Origin of the sequence: Buchnera aphidicola (assembly GCF_900128725.1) — a bacterium.
GTDB classification, from domain to species: Bacteria; Pseudomonadota; Gammaproteobacteria; order Enterobacterales; family Enterobacteriaceae; genus Buchnera_F; species Buchnera_F aphidicola_K.
In genome coordinates this window covers 145,160-166,860 of record NZ_LT667500.1, presented here as the reverse complement: position 1 = coordinate 166,860, position 21,701 = coordinate 145,160, and the positions used below count along the sequence as shown (strand labels likewise).

13 protein-coding genes and 1 other RNA gene are annotated in these 21,701 nt (G+C 28.8%); 6 read left to right on the top strand and 8 right to left on the bottom strand.

The features are described from left to right. Positions 1 to 482: 482 nt before the first annotated feature. The 5 genes from lpdA to truA form a co-directional block, all read right to left on the bottom strand. Complete coding sequence (lpdA, locus tag CINFORN2912_RS00690; protein WP_075433749.1) at positions 483 to 1,901, bottom strand: dihydrolipoyl dehydrogenase; 1,419 nt, start codon at positions 1,899 to 1,901, stop codon at positions 483 to 485. An 82-nt stretch (positions 1,902 to 1,983) separates the two neighbouring features. Continuing rightward, on the bottom strand, positions 1,984 to 3,237 hold the full coding sequence (locus CINFORN2912_RS00685; RefSeq protein WP_075433748.1) for a 2-oxo acid dehydrogenase subunit E2: 1,254 nt from the start codon (positions 3,235 to 3,237) through the stop codon (positions 1,984 to 1,986). An 11-nt stretch (positions 3,238 to 3,248) separates the two neighbouring features. Further along, positions 3,249 to 5,909, bottom strand: coding sequence for a pyruvate dehydrogenase (acetyl-transferring), homodimeric type (aceE, locus tag CINFORN2912_RS00680; RefSeq protein WP_075433747.1), 2,661 nt, complete (start codon positions 5,907 to 5,909; stop codon positions 3,249 to 3,251). 284 nt (positions 5,910 to 6,193) lie between these two features. Then, on the bottom strand, positions 6,194 to 8,785 hold the full coding sequence (secA, locus tag CINFORN2912_RS00675; protein ID WP_075433746.1) for a preprotein translocase subunit SecA: 2,592 nt from the start codon (positions 8,783 to 8,785) through the stop codon (positions 6,194 to 6,196). A 562-nt stretch (positions 8,786 to 9,347) separates the two neighbouring features. Continuing rightward, positions 9,348 to 10,148, bottom strand: a complete 801-nt coding sequence (gene truA / locus CINFORN2912_RS00670; RefSeq protein WP_075433745.1) for a tRNA pseudouridine(38-40) synthase TruA — start codon at positions 10,146 to 10,148, stop codon at positions 9,348 to 9,350. A 952-nt stretch (positions 10,149 to 11,100) separates the two neighbouring features. Here truA and pcnB point away from each other — a divergent pair. The 4 genes from pcnB (at position 11,101) to thrC (ending at position 17,434) form a co-directional block, all read left to right on the top strand. Further along, a complete protein-coding gene (gene pcnB / locus CINFORN2912_RS00665; protein ID WP_075433744.1) occupies positions 11,101 to 12,324 on the top strand; it encodes a polynucleotide adenylyltransferase PcnB in 1,224 nt (407 codons plus the stop codon). Between the two features lie 409 nt (positions 12,325 to 12,733). Then, the gene (thrA, locus tag CINFORN2912_RS00660; RefSeq protein ID WP_075433743.1) at positions 12,734 to 15,187 is read left to right on the top strand and encodes a bifunctional aspartate kinase/homoserine dehydrogenase I; all 2,454 of its coding nucleotides are present in this window, start codon (positions 12,734 to 12,736) and stop codon (positions 15,185 to 15,187) included. A 19-nt stretch (positions 15,188 to 15,206) separates the two neighbouring features. Beyond that, complete coding sequence (gene thrB, locus CINFORN2912_RS00655; protein ID WP_075433742.1) at positions 15,207 to 16,139, top strand: homoserine kinase; 933 nt, start codon at positions 15,207 to 15,209, stop codon at positions 16,137 to 16,139. A 2-nt stretch (positions 16,140 to 16,141) separates the two neighbouring features. Beyond that, positions 16,142 to 17,434, top strand: coding sequence for a threonine synthase (gene thrC / locus CINFORN2912_RS00650; protein WP_075433741.1), 1,293 nt, complete (start codon positions 16,142 to 16,144; stop codon positions 17,432 to 17,434). Between the two features lie 93 nt (positions 17,435 to 17,527). On the opposite strand, the gene ychF is transcribed toward thrC, so the two are convergent. Both ychF and pth read right to left on the bottom strand, forming a co-directional pair. After that, positions 17,528 to 18,619 carry a redox-regulated ATPase YchF gene (gene ychF, locus CINFORN2912_RS00645; RefSeq protein ID WP_075433740.1) on the bottom strand — a complete coding sequence of 364 codons (1,092 nt, stop codon included), beginning with the start codon at positions 18,617 to 18,619 and terminating at the stop codon, positions 17,528 to 17,530. Positions 18,620 to 18,684: 65 nt separating this feature from the next. After that, the gene (pth, locus tag CINFORN2912_RS00640; protein WP_075433739.1) at positions 18,685 to 19,254 is read right to left on the bottom strand and encodes an aminoacyl-tRNA hydrolase; all 570 of its coding nucleotides are present in this window, start codon (positions 19,252 to 19,254) and stop codon (positions 18,685 to 18,687) included. A gap of 615 nt (positions 19,255 to 19,869) precedes the next feature. Here pth and rnt point away from each other — a divergent pair. Beyond that, positions 19,870 to 20,544, top strand: coding sequence for a ribonuclease T (rnt, locus tag CINFORN2912_RS00635; RefSeq protein ID WP_075433738.1), 675 nt, complete (start codon positions 19,870 to 19,872; stop codon positions 20,542 to 20,544). Between the two features lie 13 nt (positions 20,545 to 20,557). On the opposite strand, the gene grxD is transcribed toward rnt, so the two are convergent. Beyond that, entirely contained in the window at positions 20,558 to 20,908 is a 351-nt protein-coding gene (grxD, locus tag CINFORN2912_RS00630; protein ID WP_432416201.1) for a Grx4 family monothiol glutaredoxin, read from the bottom strand. Between the two features lie 176 nt (positions 20,909 to 21,084). Here grxD and ssrA point away from each other — a divergent pair. Continuing rightward, positions 21,085 to 21,459, top strand: a transfer-messenger RNA (tmRNA) gene (gene ssrA / locus CINFORN2912_RS00625). Positions 21,460 to 21,701: the final 242 nt, after the last annotated feature.

Below are 21,701 nucleotides of genomic sequence, written 5' to 3'. Positions count from 1 at the left end.
TGTATTAAATACATAGCATGCGCATTGCTGAAACAAAATTATATATTTAATATTTAAATAATTATATATCCTGCAATTACTCTACAAGAGTTTTAGTTTTAGAGCAGGAAAATAACCTGCTCTTAAAATATATAAATTATATATACTGCTAAATAACAAAAAATTTAATAAAATAAATCATTTAAATACAGTATACTCAATATACTATTACGAAAAGTTACCGATATTGTATATAAAGCTTATTATGTTTCATAAATAACTAAAAATAAAGCTGTATTTAAATAACTTGTACATTTCAATATAACCTTGTAAAATCTAAAAAATATATTTTTTAAGATAAATGATCAACACATACAACATCACAAAGATTAAAAAAAAAAAAAAAATAAAATTAATATAAATTGTATAATTAAATATTAGGTACTACTGACTCATGACATTTAAAAAAGTTAAATATCTAATTAAAAATGTGTATACATTATTTATATCTTATTTATCATATCCGTAGCAGTGCAACTATACAGTTGAGCTGATATATGAATAGATTCCGCTAAAGTGGGATGAGGATGAATAGTTAAGGCTATATCCTCTATATCACACCCCATTTCAATAGATAAGCTAATTTGTGACAACAACTCTCCTGCATGTCTGCCTATTATCACTCCGCCGATAATTTTATTGCAATCACTGTCAATAATTAATTTAGTCATGCCTGTATCGGAACAATTAGAACTAATTGCTTTCCCAGAAAACTTCCAGGGCATAATTACCGACCGATAATTAATACCCTGTAATTTGGCTGTATCTTCCATAATACCGGTCCAGGCAATTTCAGGATCACAATATGCAACACAAGGGATTACTTTAGGCTCAAAAAAATGTTTCTTTCCCGAAATGACTTCTGCGGCTATATGCGCTTCATACATCCCTTTATGCGCAAGCATAGGCTGACCCACTACATCACCAATAGCAAAAATATTTGATATATTAGTACACATTTGCTGATTTGTTTTAATAAAACCTGAGGAATCCGATTGAACACCAGCAGCGTTTAAATTTAAGTTTTGGGTATTAGGGGATCTACCTACAGAAAGCAATACGTTATCATACAAATTATTAGATACAGAGTCATTATTAACATTTGTCGTTACAGATATTCCGCGCGTATCTGCAGTTAATGTTACTAACGTAGTATTCAAATAAATATTAAAATATTCTTTAGTATATCTTAAAAATAAATTACTAGAATCTTCATCAATTAAAGGAAAAAATCTTTTAGAGCTATCTATAATATCTACTTCAGACCCTAAAGCATTGTATATAGTTGCCATTTCTAAGCCAATAATACCTGCTCCAATAATCAAAAGTTTTTTAGGGATTGCGATACTATTTAAAGCTTGCGTAGAATCCCAAATACGATTATCTTCGTAAGGTAGTTTAGGCAATTGTATTGGACGAGAGCCAGTAGCAATAATAGCATAATCAAAGCTAATATTATGTATTAAATCATCATGTTGAACCTCTAATGAATGCGCGCTAATAAACTTTCCTATGCCGCGTAAGATTTTTATTTTTCTATGTTTAGCCATATCTAAGAGACCTCGGCTTAAATTAGAGATGATATTATTCTTCCAATTCATCACATTAGAAAAATTTAATGATTTAATACTACCGATATTAATTCCATATTTAGAAAATTCTTTGATTTCTTTTATCAAAGTAGCTAAATATAATAAAGATTTTGACGGGATACACCCGACATTTAAGCATGTACCACCTAATACTCCGTATTTTTCTACAACTACAACAGATAAACCCAAATCAGAACATCTAAAAGCAGAAGAATAGCCCGCCGGCCCGCCGCCAATCACCACTACGTTAACATTAATATTCTTTTTCATAAAATACTCGTTTAATTAAAAATAATTTTACGTTAATAACTAAGTAAATATATCTCTTAAAAATAAGCAATAAAAATAGTTATTATACTAACAACACTCTTATATCGGATAAAAGTTGACTTAACAAAGTTGTAAAACGCACCCCATCAGCTCCATCAATAATACGGTGGTCATAAGATAAAGAAAAAGGCAAGATTAATCGAGGTAAAAACTCTTTTGTGCTCCAAACAGGTTTAATAGACGCCTTCGAAATTCCTAAGATACACGCTTCTGGAGCATTAATAATAGGCGTAAAACCAGTCCCCCCTATACCGCCCAAGCTAGAGATAGTAAAGCTACCGCCAGTCATTTCTGAAACACTTAATTGATTATTTTTAGCTTTTAAGGCCATGTTAGCAATATCTTTAGATATTTGTCGCACATTTTTATATCTCAAATCTTTTAAAACAGGAACCAATAGACCTTTCTCAGTATCTACCGCTATACCAATGTTAATATCTTGATTCAAAACAATTCTTTTTTTACTGACGTCTAACATACTATTAAATCTAGGATATTCTATTAGCGCACACATAACCGCTTTTACTATAAATGCTAATAATGAAACCATTTGATACTTTTTGTCCTTAGATTTAGCTAAATTATATGACTTTCTAAATTTTTCTAAATTAGTGATGTCCGCATCATCAAATTGAGTAACATGTGGAATATTTTTCCAATTATTCAATAAGTTATTACCGGAGACCTGCTGAATAGTTGATAAAGATTTATATTTTGTTTGTTTACTAATATCCTTTAAATGATTTTTTTGAAATAAATTCATAGTTTTTTTTTGAAAATTTGTATTAGAATTCATTTTACTATATTTTTTTAAATCTTCTCGTGTAATTCTTCCCCTGTTCCCGCTTCCTTCTATTTGTGATAAATCAATATTAAGCATTCTAGCCATACGACGAATATTGGGAGCAGCGTGAATAGGTTTTTTTGTTGTAAAACCTCGATTTACACGACATATCTCATTAGACTCCGATTGATCAGAAATATCTAAAGAACATGAGCCTAAGTTGTCGGATTTCCTTTCTTTTATAATACAATCGCTTTGATTAGACTGATCTATTAAAGCAATTAATTTATTAACATGAACTATATCTCCTACCTTAATACAAACTTTTTTTATTTTCCCTGAAGTTGGAGATGGAATTTCAAGAACAGACTTATGCCCTTCAACAGAAATCAGACTGTCTTCTTTTTTGATCATCTCTCCTTCTTGAACAAAAATTTCTATTACTTCAACTCGATCAATTCCAATATCTGGAATACATACTTCTACGTCCACCGTGTCACCTCTTATGCTAAACGTGGATTCAGCTTATCTGAAAAAATATTAAATTTTTTTAAAGCATCTGATAGTATTTGTACATCAATAGTGCCTTCTTCTACTAATAATTTCAATGCAGCAATAACAACGTATGATTCATCTATTTCAAAAAAATTACGTAACTTCTGACGACTATCTGATCTACCAAACCCATCGGATCCTAAAACATAAAACGCCTTAGACGGAATATATGCTCGAATTTGTTCTGCGAAAACTTTTATGTAATCTGTCGCAGCTACAACGGGGCATTGATTCATAATGGTAGCAATATAAGGTTTTTTCTTTGTTTTTAAGGGATTAAGCATATTCCATCTCATACAATCTTGACCATTACGAGCGATTTCGGTAAAGGAAGTAACGCTATAGATATCAGAGCCTATATTGTACTCTAGTAGCAAGATTTTAGCTGCTTTTCTTATGCACTGAAAAATAGCGCCTGATCCCATCAATTGTACATGACCCTTTTTACCATATAAAGTATCTAGCTTATATATCCCTTTACAAATACCCTTTATCATACTATTAGACATTTTAGGCATAACATAATTTTCATTTAATGTAGTAATATAATAAAAAATATTCTCTTGTTGCTGGCCATACATGCGCTGTAAACCAGATTGTATAATTACAGCTAACTCATAACCATATGTAGGATCATAAGATATGCAATTGGGTATCGTTAATGACAAAACATGACTATGTCCATCTGCATGCTGCAAGCCTTCTCCATTTAATGTAGTTCTACCAGATGTAGCGCCAATTAAAAAACCTCTAGCCTGTTGATCACCACATGACCACAAAAGATCACCGATTCTCTGAAAACCAAACATAGAATAATAAATATAAAACGGTATCATTGGAAAATTATTAGTACTGTAAGATGTTGCGGCAGCTAACCATGATGCACATGCTCCTAACTCACTAATTCCTTCCTGTAAAATTTGACCTTGACAAGCTTCTTTATAATAAAAAAACTGATCTTTATCAGAAGGCGTGTATCTTTGTCCTTGAGAATTATATATTCCGATTTGACGAAATAAACCTTCCATCCCAAATGTACGAGCTTCATCGGCAACAATAGGAACAATTCTATTTTTCAAACTCATATTTTTTAATAAAATATTTAAAATGCGGACAAACGCAATAGTAGTGGAAATAGGTCTGTCTTGTTTTGTCAAGATAGAATCAAAATCACTTAACGCAGGAATTTCTAATATTTCAGAAAATTTATTGGATCGACAAGGAAGATAACCGCTTAATTTTTTTCTTTGATCATGTAAATATTGTGATTCCGGAGAATTCAACGGAAATTTTATATACGATAATTTTTGTATAGATTCAGTATTTAATTCTATTTTTAAATGTTTTTTTAAATGTTGAATATCTTGAATATCTAAACTTTTTATTTGATGAGCTATATTTTTTCCCTCAGCAATATTACCTAATCCATACCCTTTCACTGTGTGAATCAATATAACTACTGGTTTATTTTTTACTAATTTTGCTGCATGAAAAGCAGAATACAATTTTTTAAAATCATGGCCACCTCTCTTTAATTTCCAAATTTCATCATCAGACATATTATCTACTAATTTTTTCGTTTCTTCATATTTTCCAAAAAAATATTTTCGAATATATGCTCCGTCTTTTGATTTAAATGTTTGATAATCTCCATCTACAGTTTCACTCATTAATTTTTTTAAATAACCCAAACGATCTTTCTCTAACAAACAATCCCATTGGCTACCCCATATTACTCTAATAACATGCCAGCCAGACCCTAAAAAGAAATTACTTAATTCATCAATAATCTTTCCGTTTCCTGTAACAGGGCCATCTAAGCGCTGCAAATTACAGTTAACAACAAAAATCAAATTATCTAATTTTTCTCTAGAAGCTATGGTAACTGCTCCTCTAGACTCAGGTTCGTCCATTTCACCATCACCTAAAAAAGCATATACAGTTTGTTTTGAAGTATCTTTTAATTTTCTAGAGTGCAAATATTTTAAAAATTTAGCCTGATAAATTGAGGAAATAGAGCTCAAACCCATAGAAACAGAAGGAAACTGCCAAAAACTCGGCATTAATTTAGGATGAGGATAAGAAGATAATCCTAAACCATCAACTTCTTGTCTAAAATTATCTAACTGCTCTTCTGTTAATCGATTTTCTAAAAAAGCTCTAGCATAAATACCCGGAGAAATATGGCCTTGAAAATAAACTAAATCCCCGCCATCATCTTTATTACTAGCTCGAAAAAAATGATTAAAACATACTTCATAAATCATTGCTGAAGATTGAAAAGAAGCAATGTGACCGCCTAAATCTAGGTTTTTTTTAGAAGCTCTCAAAACCATCATAATGGCGTTCCATCGTACTGCAGAGCAAATGTTCTTTTCTAAAAATATGTTGCCAGGATATTCGGGCTCATCCTTTACATCAATTGTATTAATGTACTCTAATCCGGCTGTTGTATAAAAATTAGTCTTTTGTAAAAGATTGGAGTTTAAAATCTTATTTATTAAAAAATAAGCTCTTTTTTTTCCACTTCTCTTTATAACTGAATGCATAGAATCTATCCATTCAGAAGTTTCAATCGGATCGCTATCTGGAAAAATATTTTTAAACATACCTAGTTAATCCTTAAAAACATTACAGATCTAATAACCTAATAAATGAATATTTTTAATATTTGGTTATATTTAATATTTTAATCTTCATAATATGACTAGCAACACATATTACTATATGCATATACATCATGCGTATCAACATTTTTTGATAAAAAGCATCAGTAATGCGAATGTAAAAATTACATGACTCACAACTTATTCAAATAAAATATATATAATACATTACTTAATATAAAAGAAAAATAAAAAAAAATAAAAAAAATAAAAAGTTTTTACTAGTTTCACGTAATATTAATTAATTTCATAATTAAAAAATGTAATGTATCATTATCTTGTTGATTTACAATATCCATATATATGTCTTTATTTTTCTTAAAATCTACAAAAAAAATATTAATTAAATTTTTAATTACATTATCTTTAATTGACACAAGCATTGATTGAAACATAAAAAAAGATTCTCGTTTATATTCTTGTTGCGGATCTTGTTGGGCATATCCTCTTAAATGAATACTTTGTCTTAAAAAATCTACTGCATTCAGGTGTTCTTTCCAAAAAATATCTAGTATTTGTATCATTACTGACTTTTCAATCATATTTGAATATTCTTCAAAATCTTCTGAAGTTTTTTTACTATAATTAGATTGTATAGTTGAAACGATTAAATCAGCTAATTTATCAACATTTTGATATAATGTAGCGCCAATCTCTAAAAATTCCCTTATTGGTTGAATAAAGTAAAAATTATTTTTTAATTCGCGCTCTAAAGCATGAAAGCTATTTAAATTTACTGGACCGCCGCTTATATACCGCTTAATACAAGCTCTCACGCGGTCTTTTAAAATTTCTAAAATATAATCGTGAATGCTAGATTGGTTAATTAATTTATTACGCTCATTATATATAACTGAACGTTGCTCATTAATGACGTTATCATATTCTAGTAATTGCCTTCTAATATCAAAATTTTTATTTTCTACTTTTTTTTGAGCTCTTTCAATAGCCGAGCTTAGCCAAGGGTGTTCAATTGCTTGATTATCCGTCATTCCTAGAGTTTTCATTAAGCTAATAATTTTATCTGAAACAAAAAACCGCATCAAGGTATCTTCTAATGATAAATAAAATCGTGAGGAACCAGGATCACCTTGTCTTCCAGATCTGCCTCGTAACTGGTTATCAATTCTACGAGACTCATGTCGTTCAGTTCCTATAATGTGCAAACCTCCTAATTTAACCGCCAATTGATTTTTTTCATTCCACAATCCTTTTAGTAAATTGTTTTTTTGAGATGCATGATTAGTATTTTCTTTATACTTAAAAGCTCCCCCCAAAACAATATCAGTACCTCTGCCAGCCATATTTGTTGCTATAGTTACCCCTTTAGGTTTCCCTGCTTGGGCAATAATATACGCTTCTTGAGCATGAAATTTAGCGTTTAAAACATTATGTTTAATGTTTAATTTACATAATAACTTAGAAATTTCCTCAGATTTTTCAATAGATACAGTGCCAACGAGAACAGGTTGTTGTCGATTAACACAACTCTGTATATCAGAAATAATAGCTCTTAATTTACTTGATGTAGATAAATATACTAAATCCGGCATATCATTCCGAATCATAGGCTTGTTTGTTGGTATAATTATAGTATCTAGGTGATAAATAGAATTAAATTCAAAAGCTTCTGTTGCAGCCGTACCCGTCATTCCCGATAACTTATCATATAAACGAAAATAATTTTGTAAAGTTATTGATGCCAAGGTCTGGGTATCATTTTGAATACATACTTTTTCTTTGGCCTCTATCGCTTGATGCAATCCATCCGACCATCTCCGGCTTTTCATAATTCTTCCAGTATGCTCGTCAACAATAACAATTTTTTTGTTTTGTACGATATAATCGGTATTTTTCAAATAAACATAGTGAGCTTTAAGCGCTAAAAGTATGTGGTGAACAAAAAAAATATTTTTTGGTAAATATAATGATTCTTCTTTAGGTAAAAAATTATATTTCACCAATAATCTCTCTATTTTTTTTAACCCTTTTTCCGTTAAATGCGCTTGGCGTTGCTTATAATCAATATAAAAATCTCCTCTTTTACCAAGACTCTTATTGCTTTTTTTTCTTTGAAGTACTAAAAAGGGAATAATAGAATTAATGTTCTTATATAGAGCATTGCTGCCCTCTATAGGGCCAGAAATTACTAGAGGTGTACGCGCTTCATCAATTAAAATAGAATCTACTTCATCTACCAAAGCAAAGTATAGGGTTCTTTGAACTTTCTTTTTATTACAAAAAACCATGTTATCTCGCAAATAATCAAAGCCATATTCATGATTCGTACCATAGGTAATGTCTGCAAGATAAGCTTTTTGTTTATCTTCCAAAGATATTCCTGAAACATTAGCTCCTACCGTTAAGCCTAAAAATTCAAATAAGACACGATTTTTATCTGCATCCCTTTTAGCTAGATAATCATTCATAGTAACAATATGAACGCCCCGACCTAACAGCGCATTTAAATAAGCTGGCAAGGTTGCGGTCAATGTTTTTCCTTCTCCTGTTCGCATTTCTGCAATACACTTCTGATGTAAAATAATTCCCCCTAAAATTTGTACATCAAAATGCCGCATTCCCAAAACTCTTTTGCTTGCTTCTCGAACAACAGAAAATGCTTCTGGCAACAATACATCTAACGTATCTCCATTTTTTAAACGAAGTTTAAATTCAGTAGTTTTTTTTTTTAACTCAGCGTCTGATAGTTGTATAATATTTTTTTCCAAACAATTAATTTTAATAATAAGATCTTTTAAATTATTTAAAATGCGATCGTTACGATTAAGAAAAAATTTACTAATTAATTTACCTAACATACTAAAATCTCGTATTCGCGAATATAACAGTAAACATATACATAAAATAAAAAATTTTTATAAATCATCATATCAATTTTTATTTTTTATATATATCAATAATATTGATAATACTGAAGATTATTGAGTGCAGTATTATTAAATGTTTTATAGTAAAAGCTACTAAGAAAAATATCTAAAATTAAAAATAATTTACTGTCAACTAATTAAACAAAAATTTTTTAATGATTTTCCTAAAAATTATATTATTAACAATACAAACATTAATATTATCATCCATATATATAAAACTTTTATATAGGACAATGAATATATTAATTCAGTACAATCATATAGCATTCTTCATCAAAATCTGTCTATAATTTTATGACTACTCAAGTTTACTATATGCACATATCTAAGAAATAAAAAATATAATTTGCCTAAAGATGTAGAACATATAAACTAGACATAAAAGAAACTATATCATATACTCTTAACTATACTTTAAGTTAAACATGACCAAAATATCAAATATAATAATAAAAGCATTTATCAAAATATTTAACTGTATTACGAAGAACTATTTAATATTCATAAATAAACCGCTATTACTAAACAGTCGATAATGTTTAAATATACCATAACGCTCTGGATATGAAGCGTACATAAAATATAATCCATACGCCGGAAGTGTAGAATATTTTTTTTTTATATCTCTGTTCCTCAAGATTGTTTTCACTCCGCGCGCACGACACCGAGATAAACCTACTGCTAGCAAACATCCTACAATATTTCTTACCATACGATATAAAAAAGAATTAGAAGTAATATCAAAAACTACAAAATTATTTATTCTCCGCACAGTTAAAGACATAATATTTTTTATCGCAGAAGAAGATTGACAACCAACGCTTTTAAATGACGTAAAATCATGTTTTCCGACTAAATACTTAATACTATTCTTTATTTTAATGATATTTAACATGTCTCTGACATGAAGGCAGTGTTTTATAAAAAAACTAGATCGATGTTTTTGGTTAAAAATTAAATAACGATACGATCGAGATAAAGCAGAAAATCGAGCATGAAAATCCAATGGCACTTCTTGTACCCATAATACAGTAATATCTTTAGGTAATAGCGCGTTTAATCCCCTAAGCCATACCGAACAACTGCGTTTAATATCAGTATGAAAGTGTACAATCTGCGTCATTGCATGTACACCGCGATCAGTTCGACCAGAACAAACAACATCTACCTGACGATCAGCAATTTTAGAGATAGCTAGCTCCAGGCATTCTTGAATTGTTAATACATATTTTTGTTTTTGCCAACCATAATAAATACTTCCGTCATACTCTAAACCTAAAGCAAACTTCATATATATCCCCAGTATCTTCCTATTCTATGAAATAAACTAATCTATACCAATAAAATGCATATATCTAGATTATTTAGTATAACTGCCAAAAAAATATCTTTTTATTATAACAATGTCACTTGACATTAGATATTAAAATATGGCATTTTCTATACATAGAAAAGCAATTATAAAATACATCTATGCAAGCACTTTTTTGCAAAATATTATGAACTTATGTTTAGATTTAGCGCTATTTTCACCGTCACTTGTATAAAGCTTTATATATCCGTATAAAAATCTAGTTCTTAAAAAGTTTTTAAACACATTGATTAAAAAAATTAGCGCATTAAATACTGAGCAGATATAAAGTTCAATAATGCATCATAAAATATTCAAAATAAAATGTAAAAAATACTGTAATATACTAAATAATTGTTTTATATACTTTAACTCTTAAAAAAAATCTCTTCAAAATTAACATATCAATGATGCCATATTTGACCTATAATAATTTATATATAATAAAAAATATTATCAATAAAACACACAATCTATTTACTCAGAACCGTGGTGCCACAAAACAATTATTTGTATAATACCGCAATATATCATAATCCTCAAAAATACTAAGTATAGTGTTTCACATATTAAACAATCTATTATAAAATAAATAACATACTAAACTAGATAAAATATTATTTTTTATACAAACATATATTTTTAAACACGAGCCCTAGCTTCATAACTCTGACCAAACTATAAAAATATTTACAAATCAATATCTCACAAGAAATAAGAAATAAATATGATATTCAATATTCTGAATTATTATAAAAACAATGTGCTTAAAAAAGTTATTTTATACGATATATTTGATAATATCAAAAAAATAAATTAATTACACACACATTGAACGAATACTAAATTTTACATATAGATACAAATACAATAATAATATCGATATTAACCTATGAATCTAATTATAAAAAAAAATCATAATATATCTTTAAGACAAATTAGTAATAATTCTATAAAAGTATTATACAGATTAAACAAATTAGGATATGAAGCTTATCTTGTTGGAGGAGGGGTTAGAGATTTACTGTTGGGAAAAAAACCGAAAGATTTTGATATTGCAACTAACGCCAAACCAAACGAAATTAGAAAACTTTTTAAAAATTGTAGATTGATAGGCAGACGATTTATTATCGCTCACTTAATTTTTAAAAGCGAAATTATTGAAGTGTCAACATTTAGAGCTAAATATCATAATAATACATTACGTTCTTTTACAAAAAAGACAAATACAGGCATTGTATTATTTGATAATACCTTTGGAAAAATTGAAGAAGATGCATATAGACGCGATTTAACAATTAACGCCCTATATTATAGTATACGAGACTACGGCATTCGAGATTATGTCGGAGGAATTAAAGATATAAAATTAAAAGTCATTCGGTTAATTGGAGACGCAGAAACTCGATATCGAGAAGACCCGGTACGTATGTTGAGGGTTATTCGGTTTTCTGTAAGACTTCATATGCATATCGAAAAAAAAACTGAAAAACCCATATTTAAATTATCAAATTTATTGAAAGAAATACCATCGGCGAGATTATTTAATGAATCTATAAAATTATTTTGCTTTGGATATGGCTATTTAACTTATATACGATTAAAAAAATACTCTTTAATATATCCCTTAATGCCGTTTTTATTAAATAACTTAAGCAAAAAAAATACATTTTTTTTAACAGAAATAATTAAACTCAGTTTAAAAAAAATAGATTCTGCTATGACAAAAAAATCAATACGCTGTCCCTCTTTTTTATTCGCATCGCTATTATGGTATCCGCTAATAGAAAAAATACAAATGCTATTAATAAACAATACATTAAAATATTCACGAGCATATTCCGTATCCGTAAATTATATCCTAAAAAAATCAGCAGCTTCTACTGGCATACCAAAACATATTTTGATAGTTATTGAAAAAATATGGGGTTTGCAGAAAGACATAGAAATTAAAAAAAAAAACGAAACAAAAAAAATTATACAACATCACAATTTTTCTCCAGCTTTAGAGCTATTTTCATTACGCGCTACAGTGGAAAATAAAACTGATTTAAAAAAAATGGTTGTTTTTTGGAATAAAAAAAATACTTTTTTAAAAAAAAATATTAATGTATAGTAAATATTTATAAAAATAAACTATATAAAATCCAAAAAAATATAATATTATTATTTTTTTTTAAAAAGTATTTTTTCTTTTTTACCTAATAACCCCTAAGCATACTGGATATGTATAAAACTTCTCGCTTTCTTAGAAACCAAAAGCACCAAAAAAAAAGAAAAAAAGAAGAAAATATGATACAATTTATTTAAAAATGTTTCTTTAAAAAAAATATTACTTATACAGCAGTACCAAAATTATTCTCTAAAAATTTTTCACATCATTTTCATATAATAAAACCACACATATAATTGCTACTTAAATAAATGCGTACTATCAAATAAAATTTAGTATATATCACATAAAAAGCGCTTATTTAAATAAAATAAATTTAAAAACAAGATTTAGAGAAAAAGAGATTCTAGTTATGAAAACATTGAAGTTTGGAGGCACATCACTTGCAAATGCAAAAAAATTTATACACGTATCTTCAATCATTATAGATAAAGCAAAAAATGATCAAATTTCCATTGTTCTGTCCGCTCCAGCAACTATAACAAATTATTTAGAAAAATCTATTAAAAAATTCATAAAACACAAAAAAATTCCTACCTCCATTCTCATTTTTATTAAAAAATTTTTTCTAAACTTAATTCAAGAATTATATAACATAAACCCAAAATATCCCCTCAAAAAGATAGAAAAACAAATTATCGAAAAATATGAAAAATTAAATAATATTTTTAAGAAAATATATTTGTCGAAAATATGTTCAGAAAAAAAACAAGCTCAAATAATAAGCTCAGGCGAAATATTTTCCGTAATAATTATGAAAAGCCTTTTAAATACATTTAAACGCACGGTCACCATAATAAACCCTGTTAAAACAATATTAGCCACCAACAGCTACCTCAACGCTACTGTAGAAATCCCAAAATCAAAAAAAAGTTTTCAAAAATTAAATATTTCTAAACAGAATATTATTTTAATGCCTGGCTTTATTGCTGGAAATGCAAAAGGAGAACTAGTTGTTTTGGGAAGAAACGGATCAGACTATTCTGCCGCAATATTAGCTATTTGCACACAATCTACCGCATGTGAAATTTGGACTGATGTCAATGGCATATATACCGGAGACCCAAATATTATTTCACAAGCACGGTGGATATCAGAAATAACGTATCAAGAAGCACTAGAATTAGCTTATTTTGGAGCCTCAGTTATTCATCCTTCTACTATAGCTCCATTACAAAATACAAACATTCCATGTATCATCAAAAATACTAATAACCATAACCATGCTGGTACACTCATTAGTAAACAAAAAAAAACAAATGCAAGTATTATTACTGGAATTACAAATTTAAAAAAAATTACTTTAATTAAAATATTTAGTTGCACCAACTTTTGTATAGAAAAGATGACGCATAAGCTATTTCTATATCTTAACCGTCTAAATATAAATACGTATCTATTCAACCAATCTCTGTCTAATCATTCAATTAACTTTTATATACAAGAACGTAATTCAAAAAATATAAAAAAAGACTTAGAAACAGTTTTTGAAACCGAGATACAGAGAAAAATGATAGAACCCATTATCACGCTCGATAATTTAAGCATGATATCTATTATTGGAACTAATATAAAAAAATATAATTCTGAGATTTTAAAAAAAATTTGCTGTGTAGTAAATAAATTTCAAAATACTATATTAGATATTTCGCATAACGCATCTAATACATCACTGTCTTTTGTATTAAAAAACAAACAAACTGACCAAATTACAAATAAAATACATAATTTAATTATTAATAAAAAAATATTTATTAATATTTTTTTGATAGGTGTCGGCGGAGTGGGACTAGAGTTTTTAAAAATTTTTTTTCAACAACGTGAACAATTTAAAAAAAAATCAATCTGCTTAAATATAAATCTGATTGCTAACTCAAAAAAATTTATTTTTAATAAAAAAAAAATCGATTCTGAAGAATGGATCCAGAAACTCGAGGAGCCTCAAGAGAACTTTGATTTAAAAAAAATTTTAATATTACCCAAAAAATATGGTTTTCTATGTCCGGTTCTCATCGATTGTACAGCGAGTTACGACATTGCCGATAAATATAATGAAATCATAAAATCTGGATTCCATATTATTACCTCTAATAAAAAATCTAATACTTCCTTATTTGCAAAATATAAAAAGATCAGAGAAACAGCGTGCAAATATAATAAAAAATTTTTTTATGAAACTCACGTAGGAGCCGGCTTACCTGTTATTCAAACGCTGAAAAGTTTAATTGAATCAGGAGATAAATTAGTTAAATTCCAAGGCATCCTTTCGGGATCCATGTCATATATATTTGGACAATTAGATCCAAACAACACTTTATCGGATGCTGTAAACAGCGCAAAAAAATTAGGATTTACTGAGCCAAATCCGCAAGATGATCTATCGGGAATCGACGTAGCAAGAAAATTATTAATTTTAGCAAGAGAAGCTGGCTATTCTTTAGAGCTTTCAGACATTCATGTTGAACAAATCTTGCCTGATGACTTTAAAAAAACAAATAACAAAACAAAATTCTTATCCCGTTTAAGGGCGCTCAATCATATATTTTTAAAAAAATCTAAACAAGCTAAAAAAGAAGAAAAAGTCTTACGATTTATCGGAACAATTAATGACCAGGGAATCTGTAAGGTTCAACTACATGCAGTAAATAAATACAATCCTCTGTATCATATAAAAAACGGAGAAAATATATTTGTCTTTTATACTAAATATTACCAACCAATTCCGTTAATACTACGCGGTTATGGCGCTGGTAACAGGGTAACAGCATTAGGGGTTTTCTCTGATTTATTGCGTATAATATCATAATCACACGAGCTTAAAAATAATGATAAAAATTTATGCACCCGCTTCTATAGGAAATGTTGGTGTTGGTTTTGATATTTTAGGAGCAGCTATCACTCCAATAGACGGTACTTTATTAGGGGATTGTGTTTCCATACAATCATCAAAAACTTTTCAATTACATAATCATGGCAATTTTTCTACACAATTACCAGGTGATATAAAAAAAAATATTACATGGCAGGCATGGAATTGGTTTAATAAAAAAACAAAAAAAAAAACACCAGTATCTATTACACTAAAAAAAAATATGCCAATCGGATCAGGTTTAGGGTCTAGCGCTTCTTCTATCGTGGCAAGCGTTTTAGCTCTCAACAAATTTTATAAAACAAATCTCACGCAAAGAGAATTAATCAATATAATGGGCCGCTTAGAGGGATTTATATCTGGTAGTGTACATTACGACAATGTTGCTCCCTGCTATTTAGGCGGATTACAGCTCGTAACAAACGACTTGTTTCATAAAACACAGTCTCTTCCTGTATTCAAAAATTGGTTATGGATTATTGCTTGGCCCGGTATTGCGCTACCTACCTCTGTATCTAGAAATCTACTTCCGCAAAAGTATAATAAAGATATATGTATAACAAACAGTCGAAACCTATCAACCTTCATACACGCTTTACACTCTAACCAACCTGAATTAGCGATACGCTTTATGACAGATGTTCTTGCGGAACCCTATAGAATCCCTTTAATACCACAATTCCTTAATACAAAAAATGCAATTATGCAGCTAGGCGCCCTTACTTGCAGTATATCTGGATCAGGACCTACTATATTTTCAATATGTTTAGATATTGGTGTTGCAAAAAAAATAAAAAAATGGCTAGAGGTAAACTTTATCAAAAACGAACAAGGATTTGTACATATTTGTACAATTGATCAATTAGGCGCAAGACGGATAGGATCTTAATAATGAAATTATACAATTTAAAAGATAATAGCGAAGAAGTGAATTTTTTAAACGCAATTAAAAAAGGTTTAGGAAAAAAACAAGGATTATTTTTCCCAAAATATTTACCAAAATTTAGTGCTCGGGCATTAGACGATTTAATAAAAATGGATTTTATTAATCGTAGCACACACATACTATCACATTTTATATCCGATGAAATTCCATTAAAAGATCTAAAAAAAAAAGTCAAAAAAGCATTTTCTTTTACAAAACCAAAACTCGTATCCATTAAAAAAAATATTTCTTGTCTAGAATTATTTCACGGCCCAACATTAGCCTTTAAAGACTTTGGAGCAAGATTTATGGCTCAAATGCTTTCTCATTGGAAAGAGAAAAATTCTATTATGACCATATTAACAGCTACTTCTGGAGACACAGGGGCAGCGGTAGCGCATGCGTTTTATCGTATGGACAATATTCGAGTAGTCATTTTATATCCCAAGGGAAGGATTAGTTCTTTACAAGAAAAATTATTCTGCACATTAGGAAAAAATATACACACAATTGCTATTAATGGTAGTTTTGATGATTGCCAATACCTAGTAAAACAATCATTTAATGATGTTCAGTTAAAAAAAAAAATCGGATTAAATTCCGCAAATTCTATTAACATTAGTCGTTTATTAGCTCAAATTTGTTATTATTTTGAAGCTTTTGCATTAATTCCGCTAAAACATCATAACGATATTGTGATATCTATTCCTTGTGGGAATTTCGGAAATTTAACGGCAGGATTAATTGCAAAATCATTAGGACTACCTATCAAATCATTCATTGCTGCTACTAACGCTAATGACACAATTCCACGATTTTTAGAGTCCGGAATCTGGAAACCTAATTATACTATATCTACTCTTTCAAATGCTATGGACATTAGTCAACCCAATAATTGGCCAAGAGTAGAGGAAATATTTAAAAGAAAGAAATGGAACCTTAATACTCTTAAATCTGAAAGCGTATCTGATGAAAAAACTATAAAATCCATGCGAGAATTGTATAAACAAGGATACACCTCTGAGCCACATGCAGCTATAGCATATCGAATATTAAAAAAAAATATGCATAAAACAGATTTCGGATTATTTTTAGGTACTGCTCATCCGTCAAAATTTCAAGATACAGTAGAAAAAATATTAAACACCCACATAGATCTACCAGAATCTTTACAATCGAGAATCCATTTAAAAAATTTATCACACCAAATGAAACCCGATTTTTTAAAATTAAAAAACTTTTTGTTAACAAAAATTTAAAAAGCATCATTGTTTAGAAAGGAATACATTTTTCCTTTCTAAACAATGATTTACTCATTTAACCTGAAATACTGTCTTCGAAGAAAACTATTCTTATACATTAAACAAAAAATTTATAATATCGCCGTCGTTTACTAGATATTTTTTCCCTTCACTACGCAGTTTGCCAAATTTTTTTATTTTATACATACTTCTCAAGCTAATAAAATCATCATATGAAATAACCTGAGCTCTAATAAAACCTTTAGAAAAATCAGAATGAATTAAGCTAGCTACCTGTAATGCCGTGCTACCTGAACGAAACAACCACGACCTAGTTTCTTTTGGCCCAGCAGTAAAAAAAGTTTTTAGCTTTAACATATGACATATGACTTGAACAATCTTATCATAATTATTAAGATCATTAATCTGTTTTGACATTAAATGACATGGTAAATCATCTATATTATTTCTTTTATTTTGATCTTTCGCATCTGCAATAACTGGAAAAATCGTTAATTTATTAATGTTGATATTTTTAAAAAATGCCTTTAAATCAATATTTAGATCAAAGTTGTTGGCCATGTTTAATGCGTAAATCATAGGCTTTAATGTTAAAAAACGATATTGTTTCAAATACATCAATTCTGTATGTGTAAACTTAATATCCCTTAGTGCTACACCTAATTGTAGTTTTTGTATACAACGATGCATCAAATTCATTGTATTATCATCACGTACATGAACCTGACTTTTATGCACTAAAAGTCTTTGAACCGTTTTTTCACATAAATCAAGATCAGATAACAATAATTCTGAATTCACAATATCAATATCGCGCGCAGGATCAACAGCATCATATACATGAATAATATCGTCGTTTTTAAAACAACGCGTAACATGTATGACTGCATGGCATTCTCTAATTTTTTCTAAAAATCTATTTCCTAAACCCTCTCCGGTAGAAGCTCCTTTTACCAAACCCGCTATATCGACTAACTGAACAACACTATATACAATTTTTTCTGATTCAAAACCAAGTGCTAGCTTCTTTAATCGGTTATCAATAACAGAAACCATGCCTAAATTTGGAGCAATGGTACAGAAAGGAAAATTTTTAGATGGAACATTCAGTTTCGTTAATCGATTAAATAATGCTGACTTTCCTACATTAGGCAATCCAATAATTCCAAATTTATATACCACAATATTTTATACCTATCGAATTAAAAATATAAACCAGCGCATGAATTATAAATACATACATCTATTCATTTAAAGAATTTTTTTTTAGTAATTTGTTTATATAACTCTCCTTTGTTTAAAGCAATAAATCTTACAATTGATTTTTTGATCATTTTTTTTTCTTCTGAACTAGGCGCTTCTAAGACAAATTTAGCTATACTACCTATAGATTGAGGGCGACCAATTCCTATGCATAGCTGCATAAAAGCGCTTTTCTTGTTAAAATACTTAATTATACTTTTAACACCATTATGCCCGTTGTGTCTGATTCCAAATTTTATTTGTAATTCTCCAGGCAATAAATCTAATTCATCTCTCACTACTAAAATTTCTGATAACTGAATATTGTAAAAAGATGATAAATTTGCTACCGCATGACCATTAGTATTCATAAATAAGTTAGGCTTTAGCACGTAAACTGTATTATCTTCTATCACAACGGAAGTTACGAAACCTAAAAATTTTTTTTTATATCTCAAAACGCCTTTATAAAAATCTAATAGCGCATCAATAAACCAAAAACCAACGTTGTGTCTTGTGCCAAGGTACCGATGAATGGAGTTTCCTAAACCGACGATCATTTTTATTTTTTTCAAAAATCAACCTTTTAAAATATATTATGCTATTTGATCGAAAATATGTATTCTTCTCTTAGGCCATAAAAGAAATAAGCATGTATGCTTATCCCGTATATGCATGAAAAAAGAATAATTTTTATCAAAGAAAACATATATCCTGTAATTAAGAAATATTGCTAAAATCACCCGAGAACTTATAAAAAATTCTAAACAGTTTTTAATAAAAAGCTTATACATCGTTACCTAGGATACGTTAAAAACACAATATTTTCATTAAATCTTAACTGCTATTATACAAAAGTTTTTCTACAATAAATTCTCACTCCGTTACTATTAAGCGATTAATAAAATTAAAATATATAGTAGAATATTTAATATATATAAAATATTTATTTAATCTAGTCATCAAAAACTCACTGCAATATAAGTTACTACATGCATATCAGTCATTTCTTTAAGGCAATAATATAAACAATACTTCATGTTCATTAAATTTATCATCTTTATCTTATCATATTAAATAATTATTTTTTTTTAAATATATTGAGTTATTAGATTAAGATGATTATAATTTTATATAATTAAACAAAAATACTCTTAATATTTATATTATTGATCGCAATTGAGATTCACATGTCCATAAAAAAAGATGCACAAAATACTATTAACAAGAGATTTAGAGGATTTTATCCAGTCGTAATAGATATAGAAAGCGCTGGGTTTCATGCAAAAACTGATGCATTATTAGAAATCGCTATTGTCACTTTAAAAATGAATACATTAGGTTGGCTACAAATTGATGATACCTTACACTTTCACGTCATACCATTCCGGGGATCAATCATACAAGCAGAATCTGTCGCGTTTAACAAAATTGATCCGTTTAATCCGCTTAGAGGCGCTGTTAGCGAAAAAAAAGCATTAAAAAAAATTTTTAAATTCGTGAAAAAGAAAATAAACATTAATCAGTGTAAAAAGGGCATATTAGTGGCGCACAACGCAAACTTTGATCATAACTTTTTAATGGCAGCTACAAGAAGAACTGGAATAATTAATAATCCGTTTCACTCATTCACTACATTTGATACTGCTGCACTCAGTGGGCTAGTATTCGGCCAAACAGTACTTGCAAAAGCATGCAAGATAGCGGGAATACCGTTTGATACTTCACAGGCCCATTCTGCTTTATACGATACTAAACAAACAGCACATCTTTTCTGCGAGCTAGTAAATCGATGGAAAAGGCTAGGGGGTTGGCCAACTCATTTATCTCACCGAAAAAAACGCGATGAGATAAAGTCTATATAAAAAAATAAAAAAACTAATTCTTTTCTCTATTTTTAGAAGCACAGCTTTTAATTAAAGACAACAAGTCTCCATTACGAAACATTTCTAAAATAATATCACATCCTCCGATTAAACGCTTTTTAACCCATAACTGAGGAAAAGTAGGCCACTGAGCATATTTAGGTAATGCTAATCGAATATCAGGATCTTTTAATACATCAACATATGCAAAATCTGAAGTGCATAGCGACAACGCTTGGACAGCCTGAGACGAAAAACCGCAGCTAGGATGTTCCGGGGAGCCTTTCATATAAATGATAACAGTATTATCATTTAATTGCTTTTCTATTCTACTAATGATGTCTGTCATCTTAAAATTACTCATTGAATTGGTTAATTTCTCTAAAAAGGTCTATTGTTTAATAAAAATTAAATTATGTATTAGGGAAATAAAAAAAATAAATTTTATATTAATAATATACAATATAAAAATATAAAACAATATATTTAAAATAACGTTTCTATTGAATTAAACCATAAAATCTATATAATAAGAGAATAGGGGCTGATTATGGATTTGACAAAATATATTAAATATATTGTTGCATGTCGAGGATTGGTTTGCCTCGTTAAAAAACCAATTTAATTAAATGCAAACGAACAAACTTACGCTTTAGCAGCTTAAAAAACTAGATAAAGCCCTTTCTTCTAATCTATTTTTTCTCTTTGGATAGAAAAGAAATCTTTATGAAAGGTTAATCACGAAAAGAGATAGCTTTGTCAGTTTTTCTTGATGCAGCAAAGCTATATTAATCAAGATAAAAATAATACTTTGTTGATTTGAGTATTAACTATTAAAAAATCAAATAAACTAAACATGTAGAGCACTATTGACAATAATTTTGGACGCGGGTTCGAATCCCGCCAGCTCCAAAATAACAATAAAAACAATTCTATTTCATTTTTTACCAATAAAGAACATTAAAAAAAAAGTATAATCTGAGTTATTAAAATATATTTTCCTGTCGAATACAATAGATTTAAAAATGATAGCCTACATGAGGCTAATGTAACTGAAAAAATTATGTATATAAAATTAAGTATTTAGATAAAAATAAAAAAATAGAAAAACATTAAATAACTATGTGTTGAAACATTGAAAGAAATTAAATATTATA